16 protein-coding genes and 3 riboswitches are annotated in these 21,387 nt (G+C 72.3%); of the genes, 1 reads left to right on the top strand and 15 read right to left on the bottom strand.

Annotated elements, in window-relative coordinates:
- Positions 1-8: 8 nt before the first annotated feature.
- The 4 genes from manD to O7542_RS06380 all read right to left on the bottom strand — a co-directional run bounded on the left by manD (position 9) and on the right by O7542_RS06380 (position 3,315).
- Positions 9-1,217 (bottom strand): D-mannonate dehydratase ManD, encoded by a 1,209-nt coding sequence (gene manD, locus O7542_RS06395; RefSeq protein ID WP_281605855.1) that lies wholly within the window; start codon positions 1,215-1,217, stop codon positions 9-11.
- An 82-nt stretch (positions 1,218-1,299) separates the two neighbouring features.
- Positions 1,300-1,470, bottom strand: a complete 171-nt coding sequence (locus O7542_RS06390; protein ID WP_013287071.1) for a hypothetical protein — start codon at positions 1,468-1,470, stop codon at positions 1,300-1,302.
- A 367-nt stretch (positions 1,471-1,837) separates the two neighbouring features.
- Complete coding sequence (locus tag O7542_RS06385) at positions 1,838-2,173, bottom strand: hypothetical protein (RefSeq protein ID WP_281605854.1); 336 nt, start codon at positions 2,171-2,173, stop codon at positions 1,838-1,840.
- Entirely contained in the window at positions 2,170-3,315 is a 1,146-nt protein-coding gene (locus O7542_RS06380; protein WP_281605853.1) for a hypothetical protein, read from the bottom strand. The genes O7542_RS06385 and O7542_RS06380 overlap by 4 nt, the downstream gene beginning before the upstream one ends.
- A 572-nt stretch (positions 3,316-3,887) precedes the next feature.
- Here O7542_RS06380 and O7542_RS06375 point away from each other — a divergent pair.
- Positions 3,888-5,429 carry an RICIN domain-containing protein gene (locus O7542_RS06375; protein ID WP_281605852.1) on the top strand — a complete coding sequence of 514 codons (1,542 nt, stop codon included), beginning with the start codon at positions 3,888-3,890 and terminating at the stop codon, positions 5,427-5,429.
- A gap of 20 nt (positions 5,430-5,449) precedes the next feature.
- On the opposite strand, the gene O7542_RS06370 is transcribed toward O7542_RS06375, so the two are convergent.
- The 11 genes from O7542_RS06370 to O7542_RS06320 all read right to left on the bottom strand — a co-directional run bounded on the left by O7542_RS06370 (position 5,450) and on the right by O7542_RS06320 (position 21,300).
- The gene (locus tag O7542_RS06370) at positions 5,450-6,304 is read right to left on the bottom strand and encodes an ECF transporter S component (RefSeq protein WP_281605851.1); all 855 of its coding nucleotides are present in this window, start codon (positions 6,302-6,304) and stop codon (positions 5,450-5,452) included.
- The gene (locus O7542_RS06365) at positions 6,301-7,932 is read right to left on the bottom strand and encodes an ABC transporter ATP-binding protein (protein WP_281605850.1); all 1,632 of its coding nucleotides are present in this window, start codon (positions 7,930-7,932) and stop codon (positions 6,301-6,303) included. Before O7542_RS06365 ends, O7542_RS06370 begins: the two co-directional genes overlap by 4 nt.
- Positions 7,929-9,173: a CbiQ family ECF transporter T component gene (locus tag O7542_RS06360; protein ID WP_113973119.1), complete on the bottom strand. Its 1,245-nt coding sequence runs from the start codon at positions 9,171-9,173 to the stop codon at positions 7,929-7,931. Before O7542_RS06360 ends, O7542_RS06365 begins: the two co-directional genes overlap by 4 nt.
- Positions 9,166-10,071 carry a hypothetical protein gene (locus tag O7542_RS06355; RefSeq protein WP_210882204.1) on the bottom strand — a complete coding sequence of 302 codons (906 nt, stop codon included), beginning with the start codon at positions 10,069-10,071 and terminating at the stop codon, positions 9,166-9,168. Before O7542_RS06355 ends, O7542_RS06360 begins: the two co-directional genes overlap by 8 nt.
- Positions 10,068-11,522: a terpene cyclase/mutase family protein gene (locus tag O7542_RS06350; protein ID WP_210882202.1), complete on the bottom strand. Its 1,455-nt coding sequence runs from the start codon at positions 11,520-11,522 to the stop codon at positions 10,068-10,070. Before O7542_RS06350 ends, O7542_RS06355 begins: the two co-directional genes overlap by 4 nt.
- Positions 11,523-11,658: 136 nt before the next feature.
- A riboswitch (cobalamin riboswitch) is annotated at positions 11,659-11,796 on the bottom strand.
- Between the two features lie 84 nt (positions 11,797-11,880).
- Positions 11,881-12,333 carry a hypothetical protein gene (locus O7542_RS06345; protein WP_176722815.1) on the bottom strand — a complete coding sequence of 151 codons (453 nt, stop codon included), beginning with the start codon at positions 12,331-12,333 and terminating at the stop codon, positions 11,881-11,883.
- 68 nt (positions 12,334-12,401) lie between these two features.
- Positions 12,402-13,445 (bottom strand): peptidase, encoded by a 1,044-nt coding sequence (locus O7542_RS06340; RefSeq protein WP_210882200.1) that lies wholly within the window; start codon positions 13,443-13,445, stop codon positions 12,402-12,404.
- Positions 13,446-13,542: 97 nt separating this feature from the next.
- Positions 13,543-13,679, bottom strand: a riboswitch (cobalamin riboswitch).
- A 201-nt stretch (positions 13,680-13,880) separates the two neighbouring features.
- Complete coding sequence (locus tag O7542_RS06335) at positions 13,881-15,041, bottom strand: alkaline phosphatase PhoX (protein WP_281605849.1); 1,161 nt, start codon at positions 15,039-15,041, stop codon at positions 13,881-13,883.
- A 214-nt stretch (positions 15,042-15,255) separates the two neighbouring features.
- The gene (locus tag O7542_RS06330) at positions 15,256-16,890 is read right to left on the bottom strand and encodes an Ig-like domain-containing protein (RefSeq protein ID WP_281605848.1); all 1,635 of its coding nucleotides are present in this window, start codon (positions 16,888-16,890) and stop codon (positions 15,256-15,258) included.
- A 120-nt stretch (positions 16,891-17,010) separates the two neighbouring features.
- Entirely contained in the window at positions 17,011-19,260 is a 2,250-nt protein-coding gene (gene metE / locus O7542_RS06325) for a 5-methyltetrahydropteroyltriglutamate--homocysteine S-methyltransferase (RefSeq protein WP_281605847.1), read from the bottom strand.
- A gap of 115 nt (positions 19,261-19,375) precedes the next feature.
- Positions 19,376-19,595, bottom strand: a riboswitch (cobalamin riboswitch).
- A gap of 112 nt (positions 19,596-19,707) precedes the next feature.
- Positions 19,708-21,300: a beta-1,3-glucanase family protein gene (locus O7542_RS06320; RefSeq protein ID WP_281605846.1), complete on the bottom strand. Its 1,593-nt coding sequence runs from the start codon at positions 21,298-21,300 to the stop codon at positions 19,708-19,710.
- Positions 21,301-21,387: the final 87 nt, after the last annotated feature.

The following is a 21,387-nucleotide window of genomic DNA, read 5'->3' as shown; positions in this document are numbered from 1 at the left end:
CGGCGCGCTCACCAGGGGTGCACGGTGCCGTCCGTCAGCCGGTTCACCGGCAGGTAGGCCGGCGCGTACGGGTAGCGGGCCGCGGCCTGCTCGTCGATGTCCACGCCGAGCCCCGGAGTCTCGGCCGGATGCAGGTAGCCGCCGTCGTAGTGGTAGCCGTGCGGGAACACCTCGTCCGTCGCCTCGGTGTGCCGCATGTACTCCTGCAGACCGAAGTTGGGGATGGCGATGTCCAGGTGCAGCGCGGCGGCCATGCAGACCGGGGAGAGATCGGTGGCGCCGTGCGACCCGCTGCGGACGTGGTGCAGCGCGGCGAGGTCGAAGATGCGCCGCAGGTGGGTGATCCCGCCGGCGTGTACCACAGTGGTACGGACGTAGTCGATGAGCTGTTCCCGGATGAGCTGGGCGGCGTCCCAGATGCTGCTGAAGACCTCGCCGACGGCGATCGGCGTGGTGGTGTGCGAGCGGATGAGCCGGAAGCCCTCCTGCAGGTCCGCCGGGACCGGATCCTCCATCCAGGTCAGCGCGTACGGCTCCAGGCTCTTGCCGAGCCGCGCCGCCTCGATCGGGGTGAGCCGGTGGTGCACGTCGTGCAGCAGCCGGAGGGTGGGCCCGAACTCCTCGCGGACCCGGGCGAACACGCTCGGCACGTGGGCCAGGTACGCCTCCGTCGACCAGGTGGTCTCGGTCGGCAGCGCGGCGTCGGCGGGCTCGTAGAACATCTTGTCGGCGCTGACGCCGTACGTCCGGGGCAGGCCGGGCACGCCGCACTGCACCCGCACCGCGCGGTAGCCGAGGTCGACGAAACGGGCGACCTCGGTCAGCACCTCGTCGACCGTCTCGCCGTTGGCGTGCCCGTACACGGTCACGCCCTCGCGGGACCGGCCGCCGAGCAGCTGGTAGACCGGCAGCCCGGCGACCTTGCCCTTGATGTCCCACAGCGCGGTGTCCACGGCGGCGACGGCGCTCATCGTGACCGGCCCGCGCCGCCAGTACGACCCCTGGTAGAGGTACTGCCAGGTGTCCTCGATCCGGGCCGGGTCACGCCCGATCAGCAGCGGCACGACGTGGTCGCGCAGGTAGGACGCGACGGCCAGTTCCCGGCCGTTGAGGGTGGCATCACCGACGCCGGTGACGCCGGCGTCGGTCACGACCTTCAGGGTCACGAAGTTCCGGCCGGGGCAGGTCACGATCACCCGGGCGTCGACGATTCTCATCCGGTCTCCCCTGCGGTCCGCGCGCCGGTCACCGCAAGATTATCCACCATCGTCGATTTATCGCACCCCGGCGCCGGGCCGGTCAGGCCGGTTCGGGTACGCCCCCGGGCTCCCCGTCGTCGGGCATCGGCTCGACCGGCGCCTCGGGCAGTTCGCCGGGCGTGTCCGGGAGGAGTTCGCCGGGATCGTCCGGCACGTCCTCACGCGGGTCGATCGGCGGGTACACCTCGGGATCGAGGTCGGGGTTGGTCATCGACCCAGTATCCGACGCCTGAGCCGGGACCGCCCGCCGAGCACGCCAGCCCCTTTGCCGCCCCCTGTCACGACCCCTCATCGTCGCCGGTCGACGGCGCGGACGGCCGGTCCGCCGGCTTGCGCCACCACAGCCACACCCCTGCCAGCAGGCACGCCGCGCCCCCGATCGCGACCGCCGACTCGGCCGGTTCGGAGAGTTCGTCGAGGAACAGAAAGGTGCAAGAAGCCCGATCAGCAACAGGAGGCCGGCGGCGATCCGCTGGGGAACCATGCGCGTCAATGGATCACGACGTCGACCCGAGCCCGCAGGCGCATGACGCCGACATCGCTGAGCTCCGGCGCGACCGAGAGGCCCGCAAACGGCTTCAGACAGGCGGCCGAGGCAACTCCCAGACTCGCTCGAACTCCCCAGCCACCTGCGGCCACACCAACGCGAGGCCGTCCGCCACCGAGCGAATCTCCTCGGCCTGCGGCCCGCAGATGACGAACTCGTGCGGAATCAGCCGACCCGACTGGTCCTGACGCCCCAGCGGATCCGCGATGCGCAACGCCACCCTGTCCCCGACGGCGTGGCAGATCTCCGGCGCGTCGCCAGCACCCGCGAAAGCGGCTTCGTACTCCGGAAGAGGGTCCGGGAACCCGCCGGTGAGCAGGAAACGGAAGCCCCACACTCGGCCGCGGGTGGCCCAAATGAGGCTCATCGCACACTCCGGAGCAGGATCTGGTTCTCCTCGCCCTTCTCCAGGTCTATCCGGAAACCGGTCAGTGTGGCCGAGAGGAACTCCTTCTTGGACAGCGCCTCGGCATTGACGGCCCTCAGCTTGTCCCCCGCCAGTTTCGCCGCGTTGCTGACGAGGTCCGGACCGACGATATTCATCAGCAGACCGAGCGGGCCGGGCAGTTTGGTCTTGGCCAGCAACGCGAGTGCCAGATCGTCGGCACGACCGAGAAGGCCCTCGAACAGGCGTGCCGGAAGCTGTGTCAACTCGCGCCACCGGTGATGACGCTCGAACGGCAGGACGGCTGCCAGCGGCAAGATCAGATCCAACCCGACGCGCTCGGCCACCGTGATCCTGCCCGGCTCGAACTTCGCCGACGAGAGCAGCACGAAATCCTCGCCCACCGACAGCGCCTCGCGACCCTCCACCAGCCCGGCGATCGCCTCGCGCAACTGCTCGAGCTCGTCGCATGCCTTGGCCACGAGCAGATCACGGAACCTGTACACGTCCATGTCCGGAAGAAGGTCGGCCTTCGACAGCGCCATCACCCAGATCCGGGGGAACTGGGCAAGCGGCTTGCCGTCCTCGATCAGCTCGTCCCGTAGCGACAGGATGCCATTTCGGAGATTGCTGAACAGAGACTTGAGGTACCGGTCCTCCTCGCCCGCGTTGTCGAGCAGCTTCTGGCCATCCACCAGCAGCAGGGCGACGTCCGAGCTCAGTAGGGACCGGAAGGTGTCGGCGCGGCGCTGAGCCTCCTCGGGACTCTGCACGGACTGCTCGAACCACTCCCCCGGATAGTCGTGCCAGACCACCCGCAGCACGTCGAACGGCCGGGACTTCACCGCCGCGGGATCTGATCCGTCCTTCATCTGCACCTTGAAGGCGTACGACGTGGCGGCAAAACGGGTGGTGAGCGGCAGTGTTCCCTCGTCCTTCATGCCGAGGTAGTTCTTGTGCAGCCGGTTACCCTGGCCGATGTCTTCCGCCAGGACGTGGAACAGGCTCCTCTTCAGATACTGCGGCTCCTGCGTGCCACCGTAGAACGACGAGAGCAGAACGGTCTTGCCGCTACCGCTCTCCCCGAACACCGCAATGTGCTGCTCGAACGCCCTCGGCTGCATGTGAGGACCTTACGCGAAACGGCGATCATCGCGATGACCGACGCCAACCACGGCTCATCCGCCCGGCAACCACCGCAGCAGCCCAAACGACCGACACCGCGCGCGACGCCAATCTGGAGTGCTACCGGCCCGCCCTCGATACCGGAACCGCCCCAGCGCTGGCTACCAGTTGGATCGCGCAGACCCGGGGCCGAACACGCCGCGGAAGCAGGTCTATGCGCGATCGCGGGGCCAGCCCGCGCAGGTGAAGGCCGTCACCCTCCGAGCGTCTGGTCGCCGCACCCGATGGCGGCCGGCGGGCCGAGGCCACCGCGAATGCGATGCGCGTCGATGTCTTGACACTCCAGATGCAACCGCCAACAATTGTTCGTAACGCGCATTTAACAACCAGAAGGCATATATCTGCCTCGACGGGATGCACCCCGGCCCTGAAGCCCTGGGAGCGCACGCGATGCGGGTGATGTTAGCGCTAACCTGGGCCGCCCCAGGGGACTAAGGACGGCCGGACCACTGCCGGGCAGCAGCGGATTCGGCGGTCAGCCCGATGTCCGGAGCCAGAGAGGCTGGATCAGATGATCGACCACTTCCCGACGCGGACCACCTCGTCGCGGCGCCGCCCACCGGGCCCGGCGCGGAGCACCAGGTCACTACGCCGGCTGCTGATCGTGCTGGTGGCCGCGACGACGGCGATGGTCGGCGGCGTCGCCGTCGTGTCGTCGCCCGCCGTCGCCGTCACGAACCAGTTCCGAGGCATGAACTGGGCCGTGCTGGGTGACAACTTCAGCACCGGTCCCCTCGTCGTGCAGGGCCTCAGCTCCTCCGACAGCAACGCGACGGTGCGGGCCAAGGCCAACGCCCTCTACGACGACATGGCTTCCACCATGGGCGTCAACACCGTCCGGCTACCCATCAACACCCACACGGTGGGAACGGCGTGGTGGGAGGCCTACCGGGGCGCCATCGACGCCGCCACCGCCCGCGGGTTCAAGGTCATCCTCGCCTACTGGGAGGACGGCGCCGCCTCCGGCGGCCGGATCACGAACCTCGCCGCCTGGAACGCGATGTGGTCCACGGTGACGAACACGTACGGCTCGAACTCCAACGTCTACTTCGAGCCGATGAACGAGCCCCACGGCTACAGCTCGACGGAGTGGCGCAACGTCGCTGCCAACTGGCTCAGCTACCACTATTCGGCGGTGCCCAGCCGGGTGCTCATCGGGGGCACCGGGTTCAGTCAGGACCTGCGCGACATCTGCAACGACAGCCGATTCGCCTCGACGCTGCTGTCGTTCCACCACTACGCATTCTTCTACGGCGAGATGACCTACGACGCCTTCCGGAGCCACATCCAGACCCGCCTCGGCAACTGCGCGTCGCGGGCGGTCGCCACCGAGTTCGGCGCACCCATGAACGACGGCCGCAACTACGCCGACGCGAACAGCACCGACAACTTCGTGCGCCACATCCGCGCCATGGCCCAGGTCATGCGCGACAACCGGATGGGCGGCACCTACTGGCCCGCGCTCGGCGGCAAGCCCGGCACCATCGGCTACGACTGGTACTCGATGTACTCGCTCAGCGGTAGCGGCACCGACCTCAACCTGACCGTCCGCAACACCTCCGGCGCCGACCAGATCCGGTACGCCTGGGGCGACACCATCGGCGGCGGCCCCACGACGCCCCCGCCGTCGACTGACACGTTCTACCGGATCACCGTGCGACACAGCGGCAAGGCCATGGACGTCCAGCAACCGAACACCGACAACGGCGCGCGCGTCGGCCAGTACACGTACAACGGCAACACGTGGCAACAGTGGCAGTTCCAGGACGCCGGCAACGGCTACTGGCGACTCGTCAGCCGCAACAGCGGAAAGTGCCTCGACGTCGTGAGCGCGTCCACCGCCGACGGCGCCGAACTGATCCAGTACACCTGCGGCACCGGCACCAACCAGCAGTTCCAGATGGTCACAGGCGGCAGCTACTTCCAACTCCGGGCACGGCACAGCGGCAAGTGCGTGGACGTACCGGCCGCATCGACCGCTGACGGTGCGGTCCTCAAGCAGTACGCGTGCAACACCGGCGCCAACCAGCAGTGGTCGCGTACGACCGTCTGACCGACCCTCCGGCCGGCGCCCTACGTCGCCTGCGAGGAGGACTGCGGGATGCCGGTCACCTTCGCCGCGGGCCTGTCGGACGCCGCGGCGAAGGTGACCGGCGCGCCGAACGCGGCCCGCCGGACGGCGCGGCGCAGCGCGGCGAGGACGGCAGGACCGGCGAGGACTATCGCCACGGCGGTGGTGATCGCGCGGCCGGTGTCCCAACCGAAGGTGGACGTGACGGCGGTGAACAGGGCGAGACGGTGCAGGTTCTCCAGTACGGGGGCACCGGCGACGTAGGACAGCTCGGTGTCCGCGCCGACGCTGAACGGCCAGAACCACAGGTTCATCAGCAGGCCGTAGCCGTAGGCGGCGAGCATCCCGTACCCGGCCAGGACGGCGACCTCGGCGCGGCCGCGCAGCCGGGCCGGAAGCAGGCCGGCGCCGAGGCCGATCCACGAGGCGCAGAGCATCTGGAACGGCAGCCACGGCCCGACGCCTGCGGTGAGCAGGGCGGAGGCGAACAGCGACGTGGCACCGAGCAGGAACCCGAACCCGGGTCCGAAGACCCGGCCGGCCAGGACGAGCAGGAAGAACACGGTCTCGATGCCCGCGGTCCCCGCACCCAGGGGGCGCAGGGCGGCGTTGACGGCGGCGAGTACGCCGAGCATCGCCAGGGCTTTGCTGTCGATGCCGCCGGAGGTGAGTTCGGCGAGGACGAGCGCCACGAGTACCGGCAGCATGACGATGAAGACCAGCGGCGCCTCGCCGGTGCGGGCGGTGCTCTCCGGGTGTGCGGGGACGAAGAACGGCCAGGTGAAGGTGGCCAGCGCAGCGGCCGAGGCGAGGGTCAGCACCACAGCGGTACGCGGGGCGACCCGCAGCACGCTCATGCCGGTGCCCTGGTCTCGTCGAGCGCGGCGGCGACCTGTTCCACTGTCAGCCAGGGGGCGGGGGCGAGGACCTTGGCCACCTGCGGCGCGAACGCCGGCGAGGCGAGCATGACCTCTGCGGTGGTGCCGTCGGAGACGATCTCCCCTTCGGCCATCACGATCACCCGGTCGGCGAGGGTGGCGACGAGTTCGACGTCGTGGGTGGCGACCACCACGGCTCGGCCGCTGCCGGCCAGCATCCGGGCGACGGCGGTGAACTGCCGCTTGGCATGGTAGTCCAGGCCGCGGGTCGGCTCGTCGAGCAGGACCACCGGCGGAGCGGCGGTGAGCTGCACGGCGAGTGCGAGGGCGAGCCGCTGTCCCTCGGACAGGTCCCGGGGGTGCCGGTCACCGGGCAGTCCGGGGACGAGCTGGTCCACCAGCGCCCGGCAGGTGCCGGCCGGTACGCCGGTCTCCCGGTCGGCCTGGGCGCACTCCGCGTCGACTGTCTCCAGGTAGAGCAGGTCACCGGCGTCCTGCGGGACGAGGCCGACGTGCCGGCGGGCCTGACCGGCCGGCAGGGCCTTCGGGTCGACGGTGCCCTTCGGCCCGGTCACGGCGACGGTGCCGCCGTGGCGTGGGCCGCTGCCCTGCACCGCCCAGAGCAGGCTGGACTTGCCGGATCCGTTGCGGCCCATCAACGCGACGACCCGGCCGGCGCGCAGATCGAGGTCGACGCCGGCCACCGCGACGGTGCCCGGATACCGTACGACGATCTTCCGCGCGGTCAGCGTGGGACCGGTGTCCGCGCCCGCCGGGACCGGCGGCGGCGCCACGCCGGCGAGCCGGTGCCGGAGGTCGGACGCCCGCCGGCGGGCGTCACGGACCGACAACGGCGGCGGTGTCCAGCCGGCGAGGCGACCCAGCTCGATCAGGGGTGGCGCGATGTCGATGTGGGCCAGCCCGGTCGCTGGCGTCCCGTCGTGGACATGGCCGTCGCCGGGCAGGTACAGCAGCCGGTCGGCGTACTGCAGGACGCGCTCCAGCCGGTGCTCGGCCAGCACCACTGTCACTCCGAGGTCGTGCACCAGCCGGGTGACGGTGGCGAGCACGTCCTCCGCGGCGGTGGGGTCCAGCGCGGAGGTGGGTTCGTCGAGCACCAGCACCCGGGGGTGCGCCGTGAGCACCGCGCCGATGGCGACCCGCTGTTGCTGACCGCCGGACAGCGTCCGCAGGGGCCGGTCGCGCAGGTCGGCGATGCCGAGCAGGTCCAGCGTCTCCTCCACCCGCTTGCGCATCACCGCGGGTGGCAGGGCGAGCTGCTCCATCCCGTACGCCAGTTCCTCCTCGACGGTGTCGGTGACGAAGCCGGCCAACGGGTCCTGGCCGACCACGCCGACGACGTCGGCGAGATCGCGCGGCGGATGCGTGCGGGTGTCCCTGCCGTCGACGGTGACGGCGCCGTGCAGGGTGCCGCCGGTGAAGTGTGGGACGAGACCGTTGATCGCCCGCAGCAGCGTCGACTTTCCGGCACCGGTACGGCCCGCGACCAAGCAGAGTTCACCTTCCTCGACGCGAAACGTCACATCCCGCAACGGTGGCGGGCCGCCCTCGGCATAGTGGACGGTGACCCGGTCGAAAGTGATCATGGGCGGTCTCCCGGTGTCGATGCCCTCGCGGCGCGCACTCCGTCTGCCGGCACGTCCGTGACGGGGATGGGCCGGTCCACCGACGGCGGGCGTCCGGCACATACTGTCGGCGGTGGTGGCGGCGCCAGCCAGGCGGGTGCCGCCGCGACGCCGACGGCGAGAAGCATCAGCGGGGTCAGCTGGGGCCAGGTGAGCGGGCTGACCGGCGGGTAGAGCAGTTCCGGGTCCACCGAGCCGGCGAGCATGGTCAGTGCCGCGGCGGCCACCCCGCAGCCGGCCACGAGCAGCTCGGCCGGACGCCAGCGGTCCGGTCGGTACCGGCTGCGGCGGACCCGGCGACCGGCCAGCAGCATGCCGGTCACGGCGGCGGTCAGTCCGGCCAGGAGCATCGGCAGCCCCAGGTAGCCGGGTGCGGCGGTGTCGAGCAGCCCGTAGGTGCCGGCGCAGACGCCGACCAGCCCGCCGAGGACGAGCGCCCCGGTGACGGTTCGCTGCCCGGCGGGCACCGCCGCGGTGCGGCCGTAACCACGGGAGTCCATCGCGGCCGCGAGGGCCAGGGACCGGTCCAACGCGTCGGCCAGCACCGGCAGGGCGATCCCGCGCAGCGCCCTCATCCCGCGGGCGGACGCGCCGCGCAGCCGCCGGGCCCGGCGGACCCGTAGCACGCTCTCCACCAGCTGCGGGGCGACCGACAACGCGACCACGACGGCGGTGCCGATCGCGTACAGCGCTCCGGGTACGGCCTTGAGCAGCCGCTTCGGGTTGGCCAGGGCGTTCGCCGCACCGAGGCAGATCAGCATCGTCGCCAGCCGCAGCCCGTCGTAGAAGCCACCGAGGATCTGCTCGGCGGCGACCGGTCCGAACAGGCGGATGCCCGCCGCCCACGCGGGCAGCGGGATCTCCGGCAGCCGGACCAGGATGTGGTCGCCCTGGCCGCCGCCGAACACGATCCGGAACACCACCCGCATCGTGACGATCACCGCGCCGAGCCAGACGTACATGCGGAACGCCAACGCCCACGGCGCGTCGCCCCGGCGGCGCACCACCACCAGACCGGCGACGGCGACGAGCAGGGCCAGCGGCAGCGGATTCGTGGTGTGGCTGGCCGCGGTGGCCAGGCCGAGCGCCCACAGCCACCATGCGCCCGGGTGCAGCCCCCGGGGCAGCCACCACACCGGCCACCGGCCCGGCAGACGACGGGCGTCGGCCGGCCGCGACCCGGTGACCGTGACGTCAGTCATCCGGGTCGGCGGCACGGCGTCGTCGGGCCGCGACCAGCGCGCCGGTGGCGAGCAGGGCGAGCAGAAGCACCCCGGCGATCGTGCCCAGTGGCAGGCCGTCGTCGTCACGGGACGCGGCGACATCCGTCACCACCGGCTCGTCGGAGGAGCCCTGCGGTGCCGTGCCGGTGGCGGCGCCCGGCGTCGCCGTCAGGGTCGGCGTACCGGCCGTCGGTGACGTGCCGGCGGAGGTCGGCGGGCCGACGGAGACCGGCGGGCCGGAGGTGCCGCCCGGCCGGGTGGGCTCGCCGGGCCGGCCACCGGCGACCGGCGGCGGTGCGACGGTTCCTCCCGCCGGTGGTGGCGCCGCCGGCTCACCGCCCGTGGGCGGCGGCGGCGGTGGTGGCGGTGGCGGTGGCGGGGCGGGGCGTTTCGGCGCGACGCCGGGACGGGGCGCGTCGTCGGCGTTGCGGTTGAGGGAGAACGACCAGCCCTCGAAGCTGCCGGCCGCCGGCTTGCGGTTGAGCACGCCCTTGTCGCTGTACGTCCAGCTGCCGCCGTTCGGGGCGTGCCAGTACGACCAGTAGGCGCTCGCAGGCGGGGTGTCGACGCACTTCTCCGTCGCGGCCGACGGCTTGCCGTCGATCCGGCAGATGAACCCCTCGCCCCAGCGCAGGGTTCCGGTGATCGGGAAGCCCGCGTTCTTGAGCGCCGCGAGGCCGGTGGCCTGGGTGCCCGGCGCGCACCGCACCACCGTCCCGCCGCCGAGCTCGTTGAAGTCCACCACGACTGTGACCCCGGAGGCGTCCGGGCAGTAGCCGGCCGACCCGGCGGCCACCGCAGGACTGCCCGGTCCGATCGTGGTGCAGGCGGTGACCAGGGCGACGGCCAGCGCGCCACGGGCGGCGCGGAGGCTCATCCCGCCCGCCGTCGGCCGAGCACGAGCAGTGTCACTCCGCCACCGATCAGCAGCAGCGCGATCAGCAGGTAGCTACCGATCGCCACGCCGGTCGTCGGCAGCCCGCCCGGCCCGGACGCGGCCGGGGTCGTGATCGGCGGCGCGACGGTGGCCGGCGCCGCGGTCGTGGGCGCGGGTGTCGCCGGAGGGCGGGTCACGCTCGGCGTCGGGCCGGCGGTGCCGGTCGGTGGAGGCGAAGTGGTGAGCGTGGGAGACGCGGAGGGCGTGGACGGCGCGGTGGGCGAGGCCGTGCCGGTCGGGGTGGGAGTCGACGTGGGCGGCGGGTCGAGGCCGATCCGGCCCAGCGGGACCTGGGCCAGCCCGAGCAGGGCCTGCGCGGTGGCCCGGCGCCACTGGTCCCGGTCGGTGTCGGTGATCCCGGCCGCCGCGGCAGCCGTGAATCCGTCGGTGTTGTAGGCGATCGCGCCGGCGTCGGCGGAGGCCGCGCCACCGTTGCCCGCGGTGAGCTGCAGCGCGGCCAGGGCCGTCGCCGCCCGGGCGGCCTCGTCGTCGCGGCCGGCGGCGGCGAGGGCCTGCCCGGCCAGGCCGGTGCTGTTGGAGTTCGCGCCGGTGGTGGGTCCCGAGCCGCCGAAGGAACCGTCGGCGTGCTGCTGGGTGACCAGCCAGTCGGCGCCCTTGCGGGCGGCGTCGCCGGCGCCCGTGGCGCCGTCCTCGGCGGCGGCCAGCAACGCCTGCACGGCCATCGCGGTCGAGTCGACGTCGAGGGTGGCGCCGGGCTGGTCGTCGCAGGACGGCGACGGCCCGTCGGCGGCGTCCGGGTAGAGCCGGAAGCCGCCCGCCGCGCACTGCTGCCGGATCAGGAAGTCCACCGGATCCTGTGGCAGGTCGCCGCTGCGGGCCAGGCCGAGCACGGCGAAGGACTGGTCGAAGGTGTTGCTGGCGTCCGGGCCGCTGTCGGCGGTGGTACGGCTGGTGATCCGTCCCCGCTGGTGCCCGGCGTCGGCCGTGGCGATCAGCGACAGGGTTTCCGCCCGCAGGTCGTAGCCGCCGAAGTCGGTGGGGTCCGCGTCGGCGGCGGCCGCGGCGTAGAGCAGTTTGGCGGTGGCCCCGCCGTCGGTGAAGCCCTCGATGCCCCAGTCGTCGTAGCTGTTGTAGGACCGTACGTGTGTCGCGACCTGCGCGGTCGCCGCCTGCCGGGTCGGTGCGTCGACGCCGGTGGCGGACAGCGCGACCAGGCCGTCGATGGTCAGCCCCCAGTCCTCGGGGGCGAACGGGCCGGGCAGCGCCCCGTCGGTGAACTCGCCGGCCAGCCAGGACGCGGCGTCGCGGGCGGCGGTGATGTGGGCCGGGGCGGGTGCCGCGACAACGGCCGGCGGGGTGCCGGTGATCGCGGCGAGAGCCGTCACCGTGGCTGTACCGAGACCGGTGGTGAGACGCCGGGACAGGGGCATCAGGGGTGCCTTTCGCAGAGCGGTCGGTGAAACCTCCGGAAAGCACCCCGAGAGACGGACACCCCGCTCCGCGTGCTGCGGTGGGCGGGGTGGTCGGACCTCGGCGGCCCGGACTTCACCCTGTAGACCTCGACAGTGGAAGCCGCTCGTCCCGGGCGGGGCATTCCGGCTCGCGAAAGGGACTCTCGCTCACGGTTGCGGGTCAGCGCCGGCTTCGAACCGGCTTCCCCCCACACGGGACGTATGCAGTTGTGCCCGGCGCACCGGGTGCCGACACCGTACCGCCCGGGCGCGCGACGACGCCAGAGCAGCTGCCGGTACCCGGTGCGCCGCTGGTCACACCGTTCGCAGCCGCGGTTCAGGGAGCGGCGATGCTCGGCGGGGCGCCGGCGCCGAAGGACCAGCCCTCGACGCTGCCCGGCGCGGGGTTGTAGCCGGTCGCCCCCGACGTGCTGTAGGACCAGGAGCCACCGCTGGACGCGTGCCAGTACGACCAGTACGCGGTGGCCGGCGGGGTGTTGACGCACGGCTCGGTCGCGGCGGTGGGCTTGCCGTTGATCCGGCAGACGAAGGCCAGGCCCCAGCGGGCGGTGCCGGTGACGGTGAAGCCGGCGGCCTGAAGCGCGGCCAGGCCGGTGGCCGGATCGCCCGGCGCACAGGCGACCTGTACGCCGCCGCCGAGCGCGGCGAAGTCGACGACCACAGTGACTCCCGAGGTGCCGACGCAGGCGGCGGCGTGCGCCGACCGGGGCGCGGGTTCGACTGCGGTCAGCGCGACGCCGGCCACGACGGCGGCCAGCAGGCCGGCCATCCAGGTGCGGGCGGTGGGACGGTGACGGAACACGGGTCCTCCTGTGATCGGGTGAGCGGCGAGGCGGTTCACGGGCAGGCGAGCACCGGTGCGCCGGGGTCGGCGCCGGCGGCGGACAGACGGGCGTACCCGACCCCGGTGAGACCGAGGACGGCCTGGGCGGTGGCCCGGGGCGCGGTGGCCGGGTCGAAGCCGCCACCGTCGAAGTCGACAGCGCCCCGGTCGGCGGGCGCCCCGGCGCAGCCGACCTGGAGTCCGGCGAGGAACGCCCGGGACCGCGCCCAGGCCGGCAGCCGGTGACCGTCGCGCAGGGCCTGCGCGGCGAGGCCGGTGCTGTTGGCGTTCGGTGTGCCGGCCGCGTTGGCGAAGCCGCCGTCGGCACGCTGAACGGACACCAGCCAGCGCAGCCCGGCGGCGGCGTCGGCCGGACGGTCCGCGGCGCGCAGCGCCTGCGTCACGAGCGCGGTGGCGTCCACGTCGGACGTGCAGACCGGTTGGGCGGGCAGCAGCGGGTAGCCGCCGTCCGGGCATCGGGTGCCGGCCAGCCAGGCGGCCGCCGCCGGTGGCGCCCCGGCCGCGGTACGGTCCAGCGCCAGCAGCGCGAAGGACTGGCTGAACGCGTTGCTGTAGTCGCCGTACGCGGACCGGTCGCTGAACCGGCCGGCCGGCGTCTGCAGCGAACGCAGCCGGGCGATCAGGTCCACCCCGCCGACGTCGGCCGGGTCGCCGCCGCGCACCTGCACGGCGAGGGCGAGCTTGGCGGTCGCGCCCGCGTACGCCTCGGAGACGCCGTCGCCGAGGTAGCCGTCGCGGATGTCCGGCCGGGTGACCCAGGCCAGCGCGCCGGCGCCGTGGTCGTCGGCGACGCCGCCGGCGGCGAAGGCGAACACGGCGTCGAGGGTCAGCCCCTGGTCGGGGTAGGCGACACCGTCGAAGACCGCCTCGAAGCGTTCGCCGTCGACGAGTTGCCGGGCGAGCCAGCCGGCGGCGGCCTCCGGGCGGGTGAGGGCGGCGCGATCGGGGGCGGCGACGGCCGGTGTGGTGAGGGTGAGGGCGGCGAGTACGCCGCAGAGGAGCGCGAGCAGGCGGTGCCGGCTTCGGCGGACGACCATCGGAAGCGCCTTTCCGGCCCGGCGGTCGTCGAAAGCCCGGACGACCGCAGTACGCGGGGGCGTCCGGGACTCCGACCCGTGGGCCACGACGGGTGGGGAGCGGTTGCACGCGTACGACGGGTATTCGGGCTCGCCGCCGCAGAGTTCTCTGGGCGGCCTACCGTTGCGGGCCAGCGCCGGATTTCGACCGGTCTTCCCCCGCACGTACACGCGGTGGTTGAGTTGTCGCGACAGTCTGCTGTGGCCGGTGCGCCGATGTCAATGCGCCAGGAACCGGCCACGTGCCGTGACGGCCGGCGGAATCGGCGGTTTCACACCCCGACGTCGAGAGGCCGTCGTCCCGGCGCGTCCGCGTGGAGCACGCCGGTGAAGGACGCCCGGTGAGGACCGGGCGTCCCTCACCGTGTGGTCACTGCCGGCGGGACCGGGAGCCGGTCAACGGCGGAACGGACCGGTGACGCAGTAGGTGATGCCGCCGGACGACGAGCCGGTCGTGCCGCGTTGCGAGGAGAAGTACAGCCGGTCCCCCGCCGGGGTGAACGCCGGCCCGGTGATCTCCGAACCGCTCTGTCCGGTGATCCGCAGGAAGACCGAGATCTTGTCGTCCGGCGTGATCATGCAGATCTCCATGTTGCCGCCGTCCTCGGCGACGTAGAGGTCACCTGCAGTGGACCCGGTGATGTTGTCGACGCCGGTCAGCGGAGGGGCGCCCGGACTGACCAGGTTGTCGTCGTAGGCGAGCTCGTACGTGCCGGCGGCCAGGTTGACCTGCCACACGCGGTTGTCGCCCTTCGTGGTGAACCAGACGGTGTCGTCCGCGTAGTGACAGCCCTCGCCACCGTTGAACGTCTTCGCGCCGGACACCTGCTGCCGGGTCGGGGTGGGCGAGCCGTCCGGGTCGGGCACCGTGGCCCAGGTGAACGTGCCGGAGGTGGCCGTACCGGCGCGGAGGACCTGAAGTGTTCCGGCGGACAGGTCACCCCAGGTGGCCGGCACGAACCGGTAGAACTTGCCGTCGGTCTCGTCCTCGGTCAGGTAGACCACGCGGCGGACCGGGTCGGCCGCGGCCGCCTCGTGCTTGAACCGGCCCATCGCGGGACGCGCCACCGCGGTCCCGCCGAGAGGGTACGTCTCGAAGACACGTCCCAGGGACACCTCCTCGCAGGAGAGCCAGGTGTTCCACGGCGTCTTCCCACCGGCGCAGTTGTTGTTGGTGCCGGAGAGGATCCGCGACGCCCCGACCACGGCGCCGCTGGAGTTGAAGACGAGTCGCGAGGCGCCGCCACCCGCACCGGCCGACACCTCGGAGTTCGACACGTAGATCCAGCCGGTGCCGTTCGGGAACACGGCGCCGCCGTCCGGGGCGTCGTGCCAGGTGTACGACGTCCCCGGCACCGTCCGCCGGGACCGCGCGACGATCGAGCTGGTGAACCCGGCCGGCAACTGGATGCCGTTGGCGTCGGCTGCCTGAAGCCCACCGTAGGGCCCCGCCGCGTTCTGTGCCGGGGCTCCGTACGCCGCCGACCACGCCGTGAACGGCAGGGCGACAGCGCCCGCACCGACAACAGTGGCCCGCAACATGGCTCGACGATCCATGGAACCTCCTCCGTAGGTTCCATGGATCCGACCGTGCGGAGCTTACGCACGCCGATCTGTTGGATGAACGTCGATGGACGGCTCGATGTGCGATGTCCCGCCCACGCCGACCCGGTCGAGGGGTCGTACGGGTAGGAGAGGCAGCGGCACCAACCAGCAGTGGGCGCGCGCGGCCGTCTGACCGGCCCTCCGGCCGCGACCTCCCCTCCCCCGGTCACCGGCGCAGGTGGCCGATGCCGTGCTGGTCGAGCCAGGCGACAGTCCGCGGTACGAACGTCGGCGCCCCCGAGCCGGCGCTGACGTCGGTGGCGACCAGCGGCACCTGGGCGGCGACCGGGAGCAGCGTGGACCGCCAGCAGGCCGGCGTGGCGCAGGCCGAGCGGTCGTCGACGCGCCAGGCGGCGGCCACGCTGCGGCCGTCCGGGTCAGCCGGGCGATATTCCAGCCACCGGCTCAGATCGTTGCCGCCGTCGATCCCGGCGGCGAGGACCAGGTTGAACGAGCCCTGGACGCGAAGCAGGCGGATCTGCTCCTGCACGCCGAAGGGCGGCAGACCGGCGCCGGCGCACTCGGATCCGCCGTCGCGCCAGCAGGTCCAGACCGCCGCGGGATCGGTGCCGCCGACCGCCGGGAAGTCGTAGGACGAGATGTCGAAGACCACTGCGTTGTCGTCGCCGAACACCTCCGCCGCCGCGCTCCAGAACGTGCGGGTGGCGGAGATGTCGCTCTGGCGTAGCGACACGACGGGTGTGATGCCGGCCCGGACGAGCCGGTCGACGTACCGGGCCGCCTCGTCGAGGTAGCCGACGCGGTTCTGCCGATCGGCAGGGCTGCCGGTGTAGGCGTAGCAGGCGTCGCTCAGCACGACCCGTACCGCGTTGACGCCGCGGGCCCGCAGCGCGCCTACCGACGCGTCGTCGACCGGGCCGTCCCAGTGGATCGGTCCCCATGCGCATTCGCCGGGCGCGGCCGACCGGATGATTCCACGGGGCCGGTACGGCCTCGGACTGGCTGCGACCGTGAGGATGCGGTTGCCGAACGCCTTCAGCGCAGGCGCGGCGCCGGGTGCCTGCGGCGGGAGCACCCGGACGCCGCGGACCTCGGCGGTGGCCTGGGCGCCGCTGCTGTCGTAGGCGGTGGCGGTGAGGCGGGTGCCGCTGTTCGGCGGCACGCCGCGCCAGTCGAACGCGTACGGCGCGGTGGTGTCCACGGCGAGCAGCCTGCCGCGCTCGCGGAACTCGACCCGCTCGATCCGTCGGCCGGGCGCCGCCGTGGCCTCGGCACGGATGGGGATGACGCCCGGCGCGGCGAAGAAGTCATTGGGCCGGGGCGAGGTGAGCGCCACCGACGGCCCGCCCGGCAGTGGGCTGGGCCGCGGGCTCCCCGAGGCCGGCGGCGGCGACGAGCCGGTCGGGTCGGCGCCGTCCCCGTCGCACGGCTGGCCGCTCAACACCCAGTCGGTCGGCTCGGGGTCGGCACCCTGGTAGTTGCCGCCGAACCGCACCGTCACCGAGGCGCCGGTCGGCAGCGTGGATCCCGCCGGCGGACGGAGCATGGTCATCGGATACATCTCGCCGCTGCCCAGCGTGTATCCGTCCGGCAGCCGGTCGAGGCCCATGGTGATCGTCTGACCGTTCGCCTGCCGGAACCGCAGCCACCAGTCGGTGACGGGAGCGCCCAGGTTGGTGACGGTGAGCTCGGCCCAGAAGCCGCTGGACCACTCCCGGGTGATGGTGTAGTCCACCGTGCACGCCGTCGCGGCGTAGGCCGGCCGCAGCGCCATCGTCATGGCCCCGCCGACGACGACCGCGGCTGCTGTAGCCAGCGCGAAGATCCTGCGTCGCATCATGCCCCCGTAACATCGACATACATCACTTCATGCAGCCTCGGCGCTCGGGGCACGGCCTGTCAAGGGCTGAACCGGGCCCGGGCCGGGCGGAACGGCGCGGCGTTCCGCCCGGCCGGCGGCTCAGCGTCCGCGCAGCTCGGCCGCGGCGGCGACCAGGTGCTGGAGGGACGCCTCGACCTCGGGATAGCCGCGCGTCTTGAGGCCGCAGTCGGGGTTCACCCACAGCCGCTCGGCCGGCACCGCGGCCACGGCCCGGCGCAGCGCGCCGACGACCTCGTCGTGGGACGGCACCCGGGGTGAGTGGATGTCCCAGACGCCGGGCCCCACACCCCGGCGGTATCCGATCGCGGCGAGGTCGTCGAGGACCTCCATCCGGGAGCGGGATGCCTCGATGCTCGTGACGTCGGCGTCGAGGGCGTCGATGGCCGTGATCACCTCCCCGAACTCCGAGTAGCACAGGTGGGTGTGGATCTGGGTGTCGTCGGCGACTCCGCAGGTGGCCAGGCGGAACGCCCCGACTGCCCAGTCCAGGTACGCCTTCTGGTCCGCCCTGCGCAGTGGCAGCGTCTCACGCAGCGCCGGCTCGTCGACCTGGATGACCCGGATACCGGCTGCCTCGAGATCACGGCACTCGTCGCGCAGGGCGAGCGCGACCTGGTCCGCGGTGTCTGCCAGTGGCTGGTCGCTGCGGACGAACGACCAGGCCAGGATCGTGACCGGGCCGGTGAGCATGCCCTTGACCGGCCGGTCGGTCAGCGACTGCGCGTAGGTGGACCAGTTGACGGTCATCGGCGCCCTGCGTGCCACGTCGCCGTAGATGACGGGCGGACGCACGCATCGGGAGCCGTAGGACTGGACCCAGCCGTGTTCGGTGGCGGCGAACCCGTCCAGCTGCTCGCCGAAGTACTGGACCATGTCGTTTCGTTCCGGCTCGCCGTGCACGAGCACGTCCAGGCCCAGCCGCTCCTGGAGCCGGACGACGTGCTCGACCTCGGCGCGCATCCGCTGCGTGTAGGCGGCGTCGTCGAGACGCCCGGCCCGGTGCTCGGCACGCGCGCGGCGCAGCTCGTCGGTCTGCGGGAACGATCCGATGGTCGTGGTCGGGAGGGGCGGCAGGTTCAGCCGGGCCTGCTGTGCCGCCGCACGCTCCGGGTCCGCGCCGCGCTGCCGATCCGTGGCGCGCAGCGCGGCGAGCCGACCGCGTACGGTGTCGTCGCGCCAGGCGGCAGGGGTGGGCGGCAGCGGCTCGGGCAGGGACGTGGTGCCGTTGCGCAGCGCGCGGCCGAGCCGGACGACCTCATCGACCTTCTGCCGGGCGAAGGCGAGCCGCTGACGCAGCGCCGGGTCGAGAGCGGTCTCGGCGGACAGGTCCTCCGGCACGTGCAGCAGCGAGCACGAGGTGGACACGGCGACGTGGTCGGCGAGGGCGGTGACGGCGGCACCGGCCGCCACGGCGGCCCGCAGGTCGGTACGCCAGACGTTGCGGCCGTCGACGAGGCCGGCCACGATCGTCTTGCCGCGCAGTGGTCCCGCACCGGCCAGCCGCCGCAGGTTGCCGGGCCCGGCCACCAGATCCACGCCGACCGCTTCGACCGGCGTGTCGAGCAGGGCGGGCAGCGCGTCACCGAGCTCGCCGAAATAGGTGGCGACGAAGATCGCCGGCCGCTGTTCCACCGCGCCGAGCCGGGTGTACGCCTCCCGCAGCGCGTCGATCTCGGCGGCGCTCCGGTCGGCGACGTAGGCGGGTTCGTCCAGCTGCACCCATCGCACGCCCGCCGCGGCAAGGGATCGCAGGATGCCGGCGTACACGTCGACCAGGTCGGTCAGCCGGTCGAACGGTTCGCCGCGGGCCTCGGTGGGCTTGGCCAGCAGCAGGAATGTCGCCGGCCCGACCAGCACCGGCCGGCTGTCGATTCCCAGCTCGCGGGCCTCGCGGTACTCGCGCAGCGCCTTGTCGGGATTCGGCGCGAAGGTGGTGTCGGAGCCGATCTCGGGAACCAGATAGTGGTAGTTGGTGTCGAACCACTTCGTCAGTTCGAGCGCCGGCTCGGCATCGACGCCCCGGGCCATGGCGAAATAGGTGCCGAGGTCGCCGAGGCCGAGACGGGCGAACCGGCGCGGAATCGCGCCGACGGCGACGGCCGTGTCCAGCACGTGGTCGTAGTAGGAGAACGTGTTGGACGGGATCGCGTCCAGGCGCGCGTCGCGCAGCGTCCGCCACACCTTCGCCCGTAGCGCGGCAGAGGTCGCCGCCAACTCCTCGGCGTCGATCCGGCCCGCCCAGTAGGCCTCGACGGCCCTCTTGAGTTGCCGGTTGCCCCCGATACGTGGATAGCCCAGCACGGTGCTCTGACCGAATGCGGTACTCATGGAGATCCCTTCCCTCGAAGCACACGAGGCCGATCGAGGCGGGGAGGGAAGGGGTACAGACGGCGTACCGGCTTCCGCACCGGCCGTCCCGAGCGACCGTCGGCGGCGCACACCGGACGGTGCGCGCGGTGCGGGCAGGTCTTCGGACTCGCGGGCGCGACCGGATCCACCCGGTCACCTACTGGCCGTCGCTTCCCAGACCTCACGGTCCAGTGCTTCGATGACGGCTGTCGTTCCCACTCACCGCTGCGGGGCAGTCCCGGACTCACACCGGGTTCCCTCTTACGACGCCACACCCTTCACGGGCACGGCGAACCAGCACCGTTGTCCATCGTATGGGGCGGTGAGCCGACGTGGTCGGCGCGTCCGTCCTGCGGGACGGCGAGCCGTCGCGGCGGGTGGCGGGAGCGACTCGCGGTCGGCCCCCGCCCCCCGTCGCAGGGCCGGTCAGCCCTTGCGCCACTTCTGGCCGGCCGTGCCCGTGCAGTCCCAGAGCTGGAGCCTCGCGCCGTCGTTGCCGTTCCGGTCCTTGATGTCGACGCACTTGTCGGCCTGAAGGTTGACCAGGTCCCCGGCCGAGTTCAGGGTGAACTGCTGGGCGCCGGTGCCGTTGCAGGTGTAGAGCTGCACCACCGCCCCGTTGGCGGTGGACCCGGCGTCGACGTCCATGCACTTGTTGTTCTGGCTCTTCAGCGCCGTGCCGCTGAACGTCCACTTCTGCGCGTTGGTGTTGTTGCAGTTCCACATCTGCAGCGGCGCGCGGTCGACGAAGTTGGAGCTCGGCACGTCGATGCACTTGTTGTTCCAGTTGCTGACCACGGGCACCCCGGTGGTCGGGTTGCCGCCCCCACCTCCGGTGAACGGGCTGAGGATCAGTCCGGCCGAACGGGGGTCGCCGTCGTGCACCAGTGACTCGAATCCGCCGACGTCGTCGAAGGCGAACGCGTACGCCCGGCCGTCGGTCATGTTGGCGTGGATCAGGCGGGCGTACTGGTTGGTGGGGTTGCTGCGGTAGAAGTCGGCGGCGTTCGTGCTGGGCTGGGTGTCGATGGTGCCGAGCGTGCCTCGGTTGAGGGCCGCGCAGAGCGTACGCGAGATCGGGCCGACCACCTGGTCGTTCGGCGCGGGCAGGTCGCCGTCGCATCCCCAGACGCTGGCCGAGGAGGGCCGGTTGAAGGAGGCGACCACCTGGCCGCTGCCGTTTGTGAAGGTCATGGTGTTGCCCGAGGTGCGGCCGTAGTACCGGATGGCCGGCTGGTCGGCGAAGGGCGCCACGGTCAGCGTCTTCGTGGTGTACGCGTTCCACGCGGAGGCGATGTAGGAGTCCAGATAGGTGGTGCTCAGCAGGCCGGCCCCGGCCGCCTTCCCCGGAGCCAGGACGCGCAGCACGGTCCCGTCGGAGCGGGTGTGGACGGTGTTGGCCCAGCCCGGCTGCGCCCGGATGCCGTCGATGACCGCGTTGCGTCCGTTGGCCACCACGTCGCCGGTGCGCTTGGTGACGCCGTTGGCGCCGGTCACCGTGACCGCGTGCGGGATCGCGAACATGTCGACCTGGGAGCTGTTGAGCCACAGCCCGGAGTCGTTGTAGGTGAACTCGCTCCAGTCGAAGAGGATGTCGCGGTTCGCGTCACCGGCCGCCCAGGGCGCGGGCTGCACCAGTCCGTCCGGGGTGAGGAAGAACTTCAGCTTCTGCCCGAGGGCGAAGTAGGCCCGGCCGGAGAAGCCCCGGGGGAACTGGATCGTGGTGCTGCCGCCGTTGCCGGGGCCCGGTATGGAGACGTCCGGCGCGGGCGACGGCGGGATCTGCCCGCCGCTCCACGGCACGAAGGCGCCGCCGGCGGTGACGTAGCCGAGCCGGCCGGAGGACAGCTGGACGCCGATGACGTAGAGGTAGACCGGGTCGGTGCGACCGGTGGTGTTGGTGACGGTGACGGGTAGCAACGCGGGTCCGACCGCGTGGGCGGGCGTGGCGACGACGGTGCCCGCGAGCCCGGCGAGCAGTGCGGACGCGGCGGCGAGCAGCTTTCTTCGAAGACGCATGGCGACACCTCGCTGGAGACAGGGACGGGAGAGCGCTCTCTCAGCAGGGTCTAATTGTTAATATTGTTTGTCAATAGGCGATCACCG

Origin of the sequence: Micromonospora sp. WMMC264 (assembly GCF_027497275.1) — a bacterium.
GTDB lineage: Bacteria > Actinomycetota > Actinomycetes > Mycobacteriales > Micromonosporaceae > Micromonospora > Micromonospora chalcea.
Note: the sequence above shows the minus strand (reverse complement) of the source record. Positions and strands in the feature narration are given on the sequence as shown.

What these genes read in the sequence shown, in the direction of transcription:
- manD (WP_281605855.1), bottom strand. Translation starts at nt 1,217, where the DNA reads ATGAGAATCGTCGACGCCCGGGTGATCGTGACCTGCCCCGGCCGGAAC.
- O7542_RS06390 (WP_013287071.1), bottom strand. Translation starts at nt 1,470, where the DNA reads ATGACCAACCCCGACCTCGATCCCGAGGTGTACCCGCCGATCGACCCG.
- O7542_RS06385 (WP_281605854.1), bottom strand. Translation starts at nt 2,173, where the DNA reads ATGAGCCTCATTTGGGCCACCCGCGGCCGAGTGTGGGGCTTCCGTTTC.
- O7542_RS06380 (WP_281605853.1), bottom strand. Translation starts at nt 3,315, where the DNA reads ATGCAGCCGAGGGCGTTCGAGCAGCACATTGCGGTGTTCGGGGAGAGC.
- O7542_RS06375 (WP_281605852.1), top strand. Translation starts at nt 3,888, where the DNA reads ATGATCGACCACTTCCCGACGCGGACCACCTCGTCGCGGCGCCGCCCA.
- O7542_RS06370 (WP_281605851.1), bottom strand. Translation starts at nt 6,304, where the DNA reads ATGAGCGTGCTGCGGGTCGCCCCGCGTACCGCTGTGGTGCTGACCCTC.
- O7542_RS06365 (WP_281605850.1), bottom strand. Translation starts at nt 7,932, where the DNA reads ATGATCACTTTCGACCGGGTCACCGTCCACTATGCCGAGGGCGGCCCG.
- O7542_RS06360 (WP_113973119.1), bottom strand. Translation starts at nt 9,173, where the DNA reads ATGACTGACGTCACGGTCACCGGGTCGCGGCCGGCCGACGCCCGTCGT.
- O7542_RS06355 (WP_210882204.1), bottom strand. Translation starts at nt 10,071, where the DNA reads ATGAGCCTCCGCGCCGCCCGTGGCGCGCTGGCCGTCGCCCTGGTCACC.
- O7542_RS06350 (WP_210882202.1), bottom strand. Translation starts at nt 11,522, where the DNA reads ATGCCCCTGTCCCGGCGTCTCACCACCGGTCTCGGTACAGCCACGGTG.
- O7542_RS06345 (WP_176722815.1), bottom strand. Translation starts at nt 12,333, where the DNA reads ATGGCCGGCCTGCTGGCCGCCGTCGTGGCCGGCGTCGCGCTGACCGCA.
- O7542_RS06340 (WP_210882200.1), bottom strand. Translation starts at nt 13,445, where the DNA reads ATGGTCGTCCGCCGAAGCCGGCACCGCCTGCTCGCGCTCCTCTGCGGC.
- O7542_RS06335 (WP_281605849.1), bottom strand. Translation starts at nt 15,041, where the DNA reads ATGGATCGTCGAGCCATGTTGCGGGCCACTGTTGTCGGTGCGGGCGCT.
- O7542_RS06330 (WP_281605848.1), bottom strand. Translation starts at nt 16,890, where the DNA reads ATGATGCGACGCAGGATCTTCGCGCTGGCTACAGCAGCCGCGGTCGTC.
- metE (WP_281605847.1), bottom strand. Translation starts at nt 19,260, where the DNA reads ATGAGTACCGCATTCGGTCAGAGCACCGTGCTGGGCTATCCACGTATC.
- O7542_RS06320 (WP_281605846.1), bottom strand. Translation starts at nt 21,300, where the DNA reads ATGCGTCTTCGAAGAAAGCTGCTCGCCGCCGCGTCCGCACTGCTCGCC.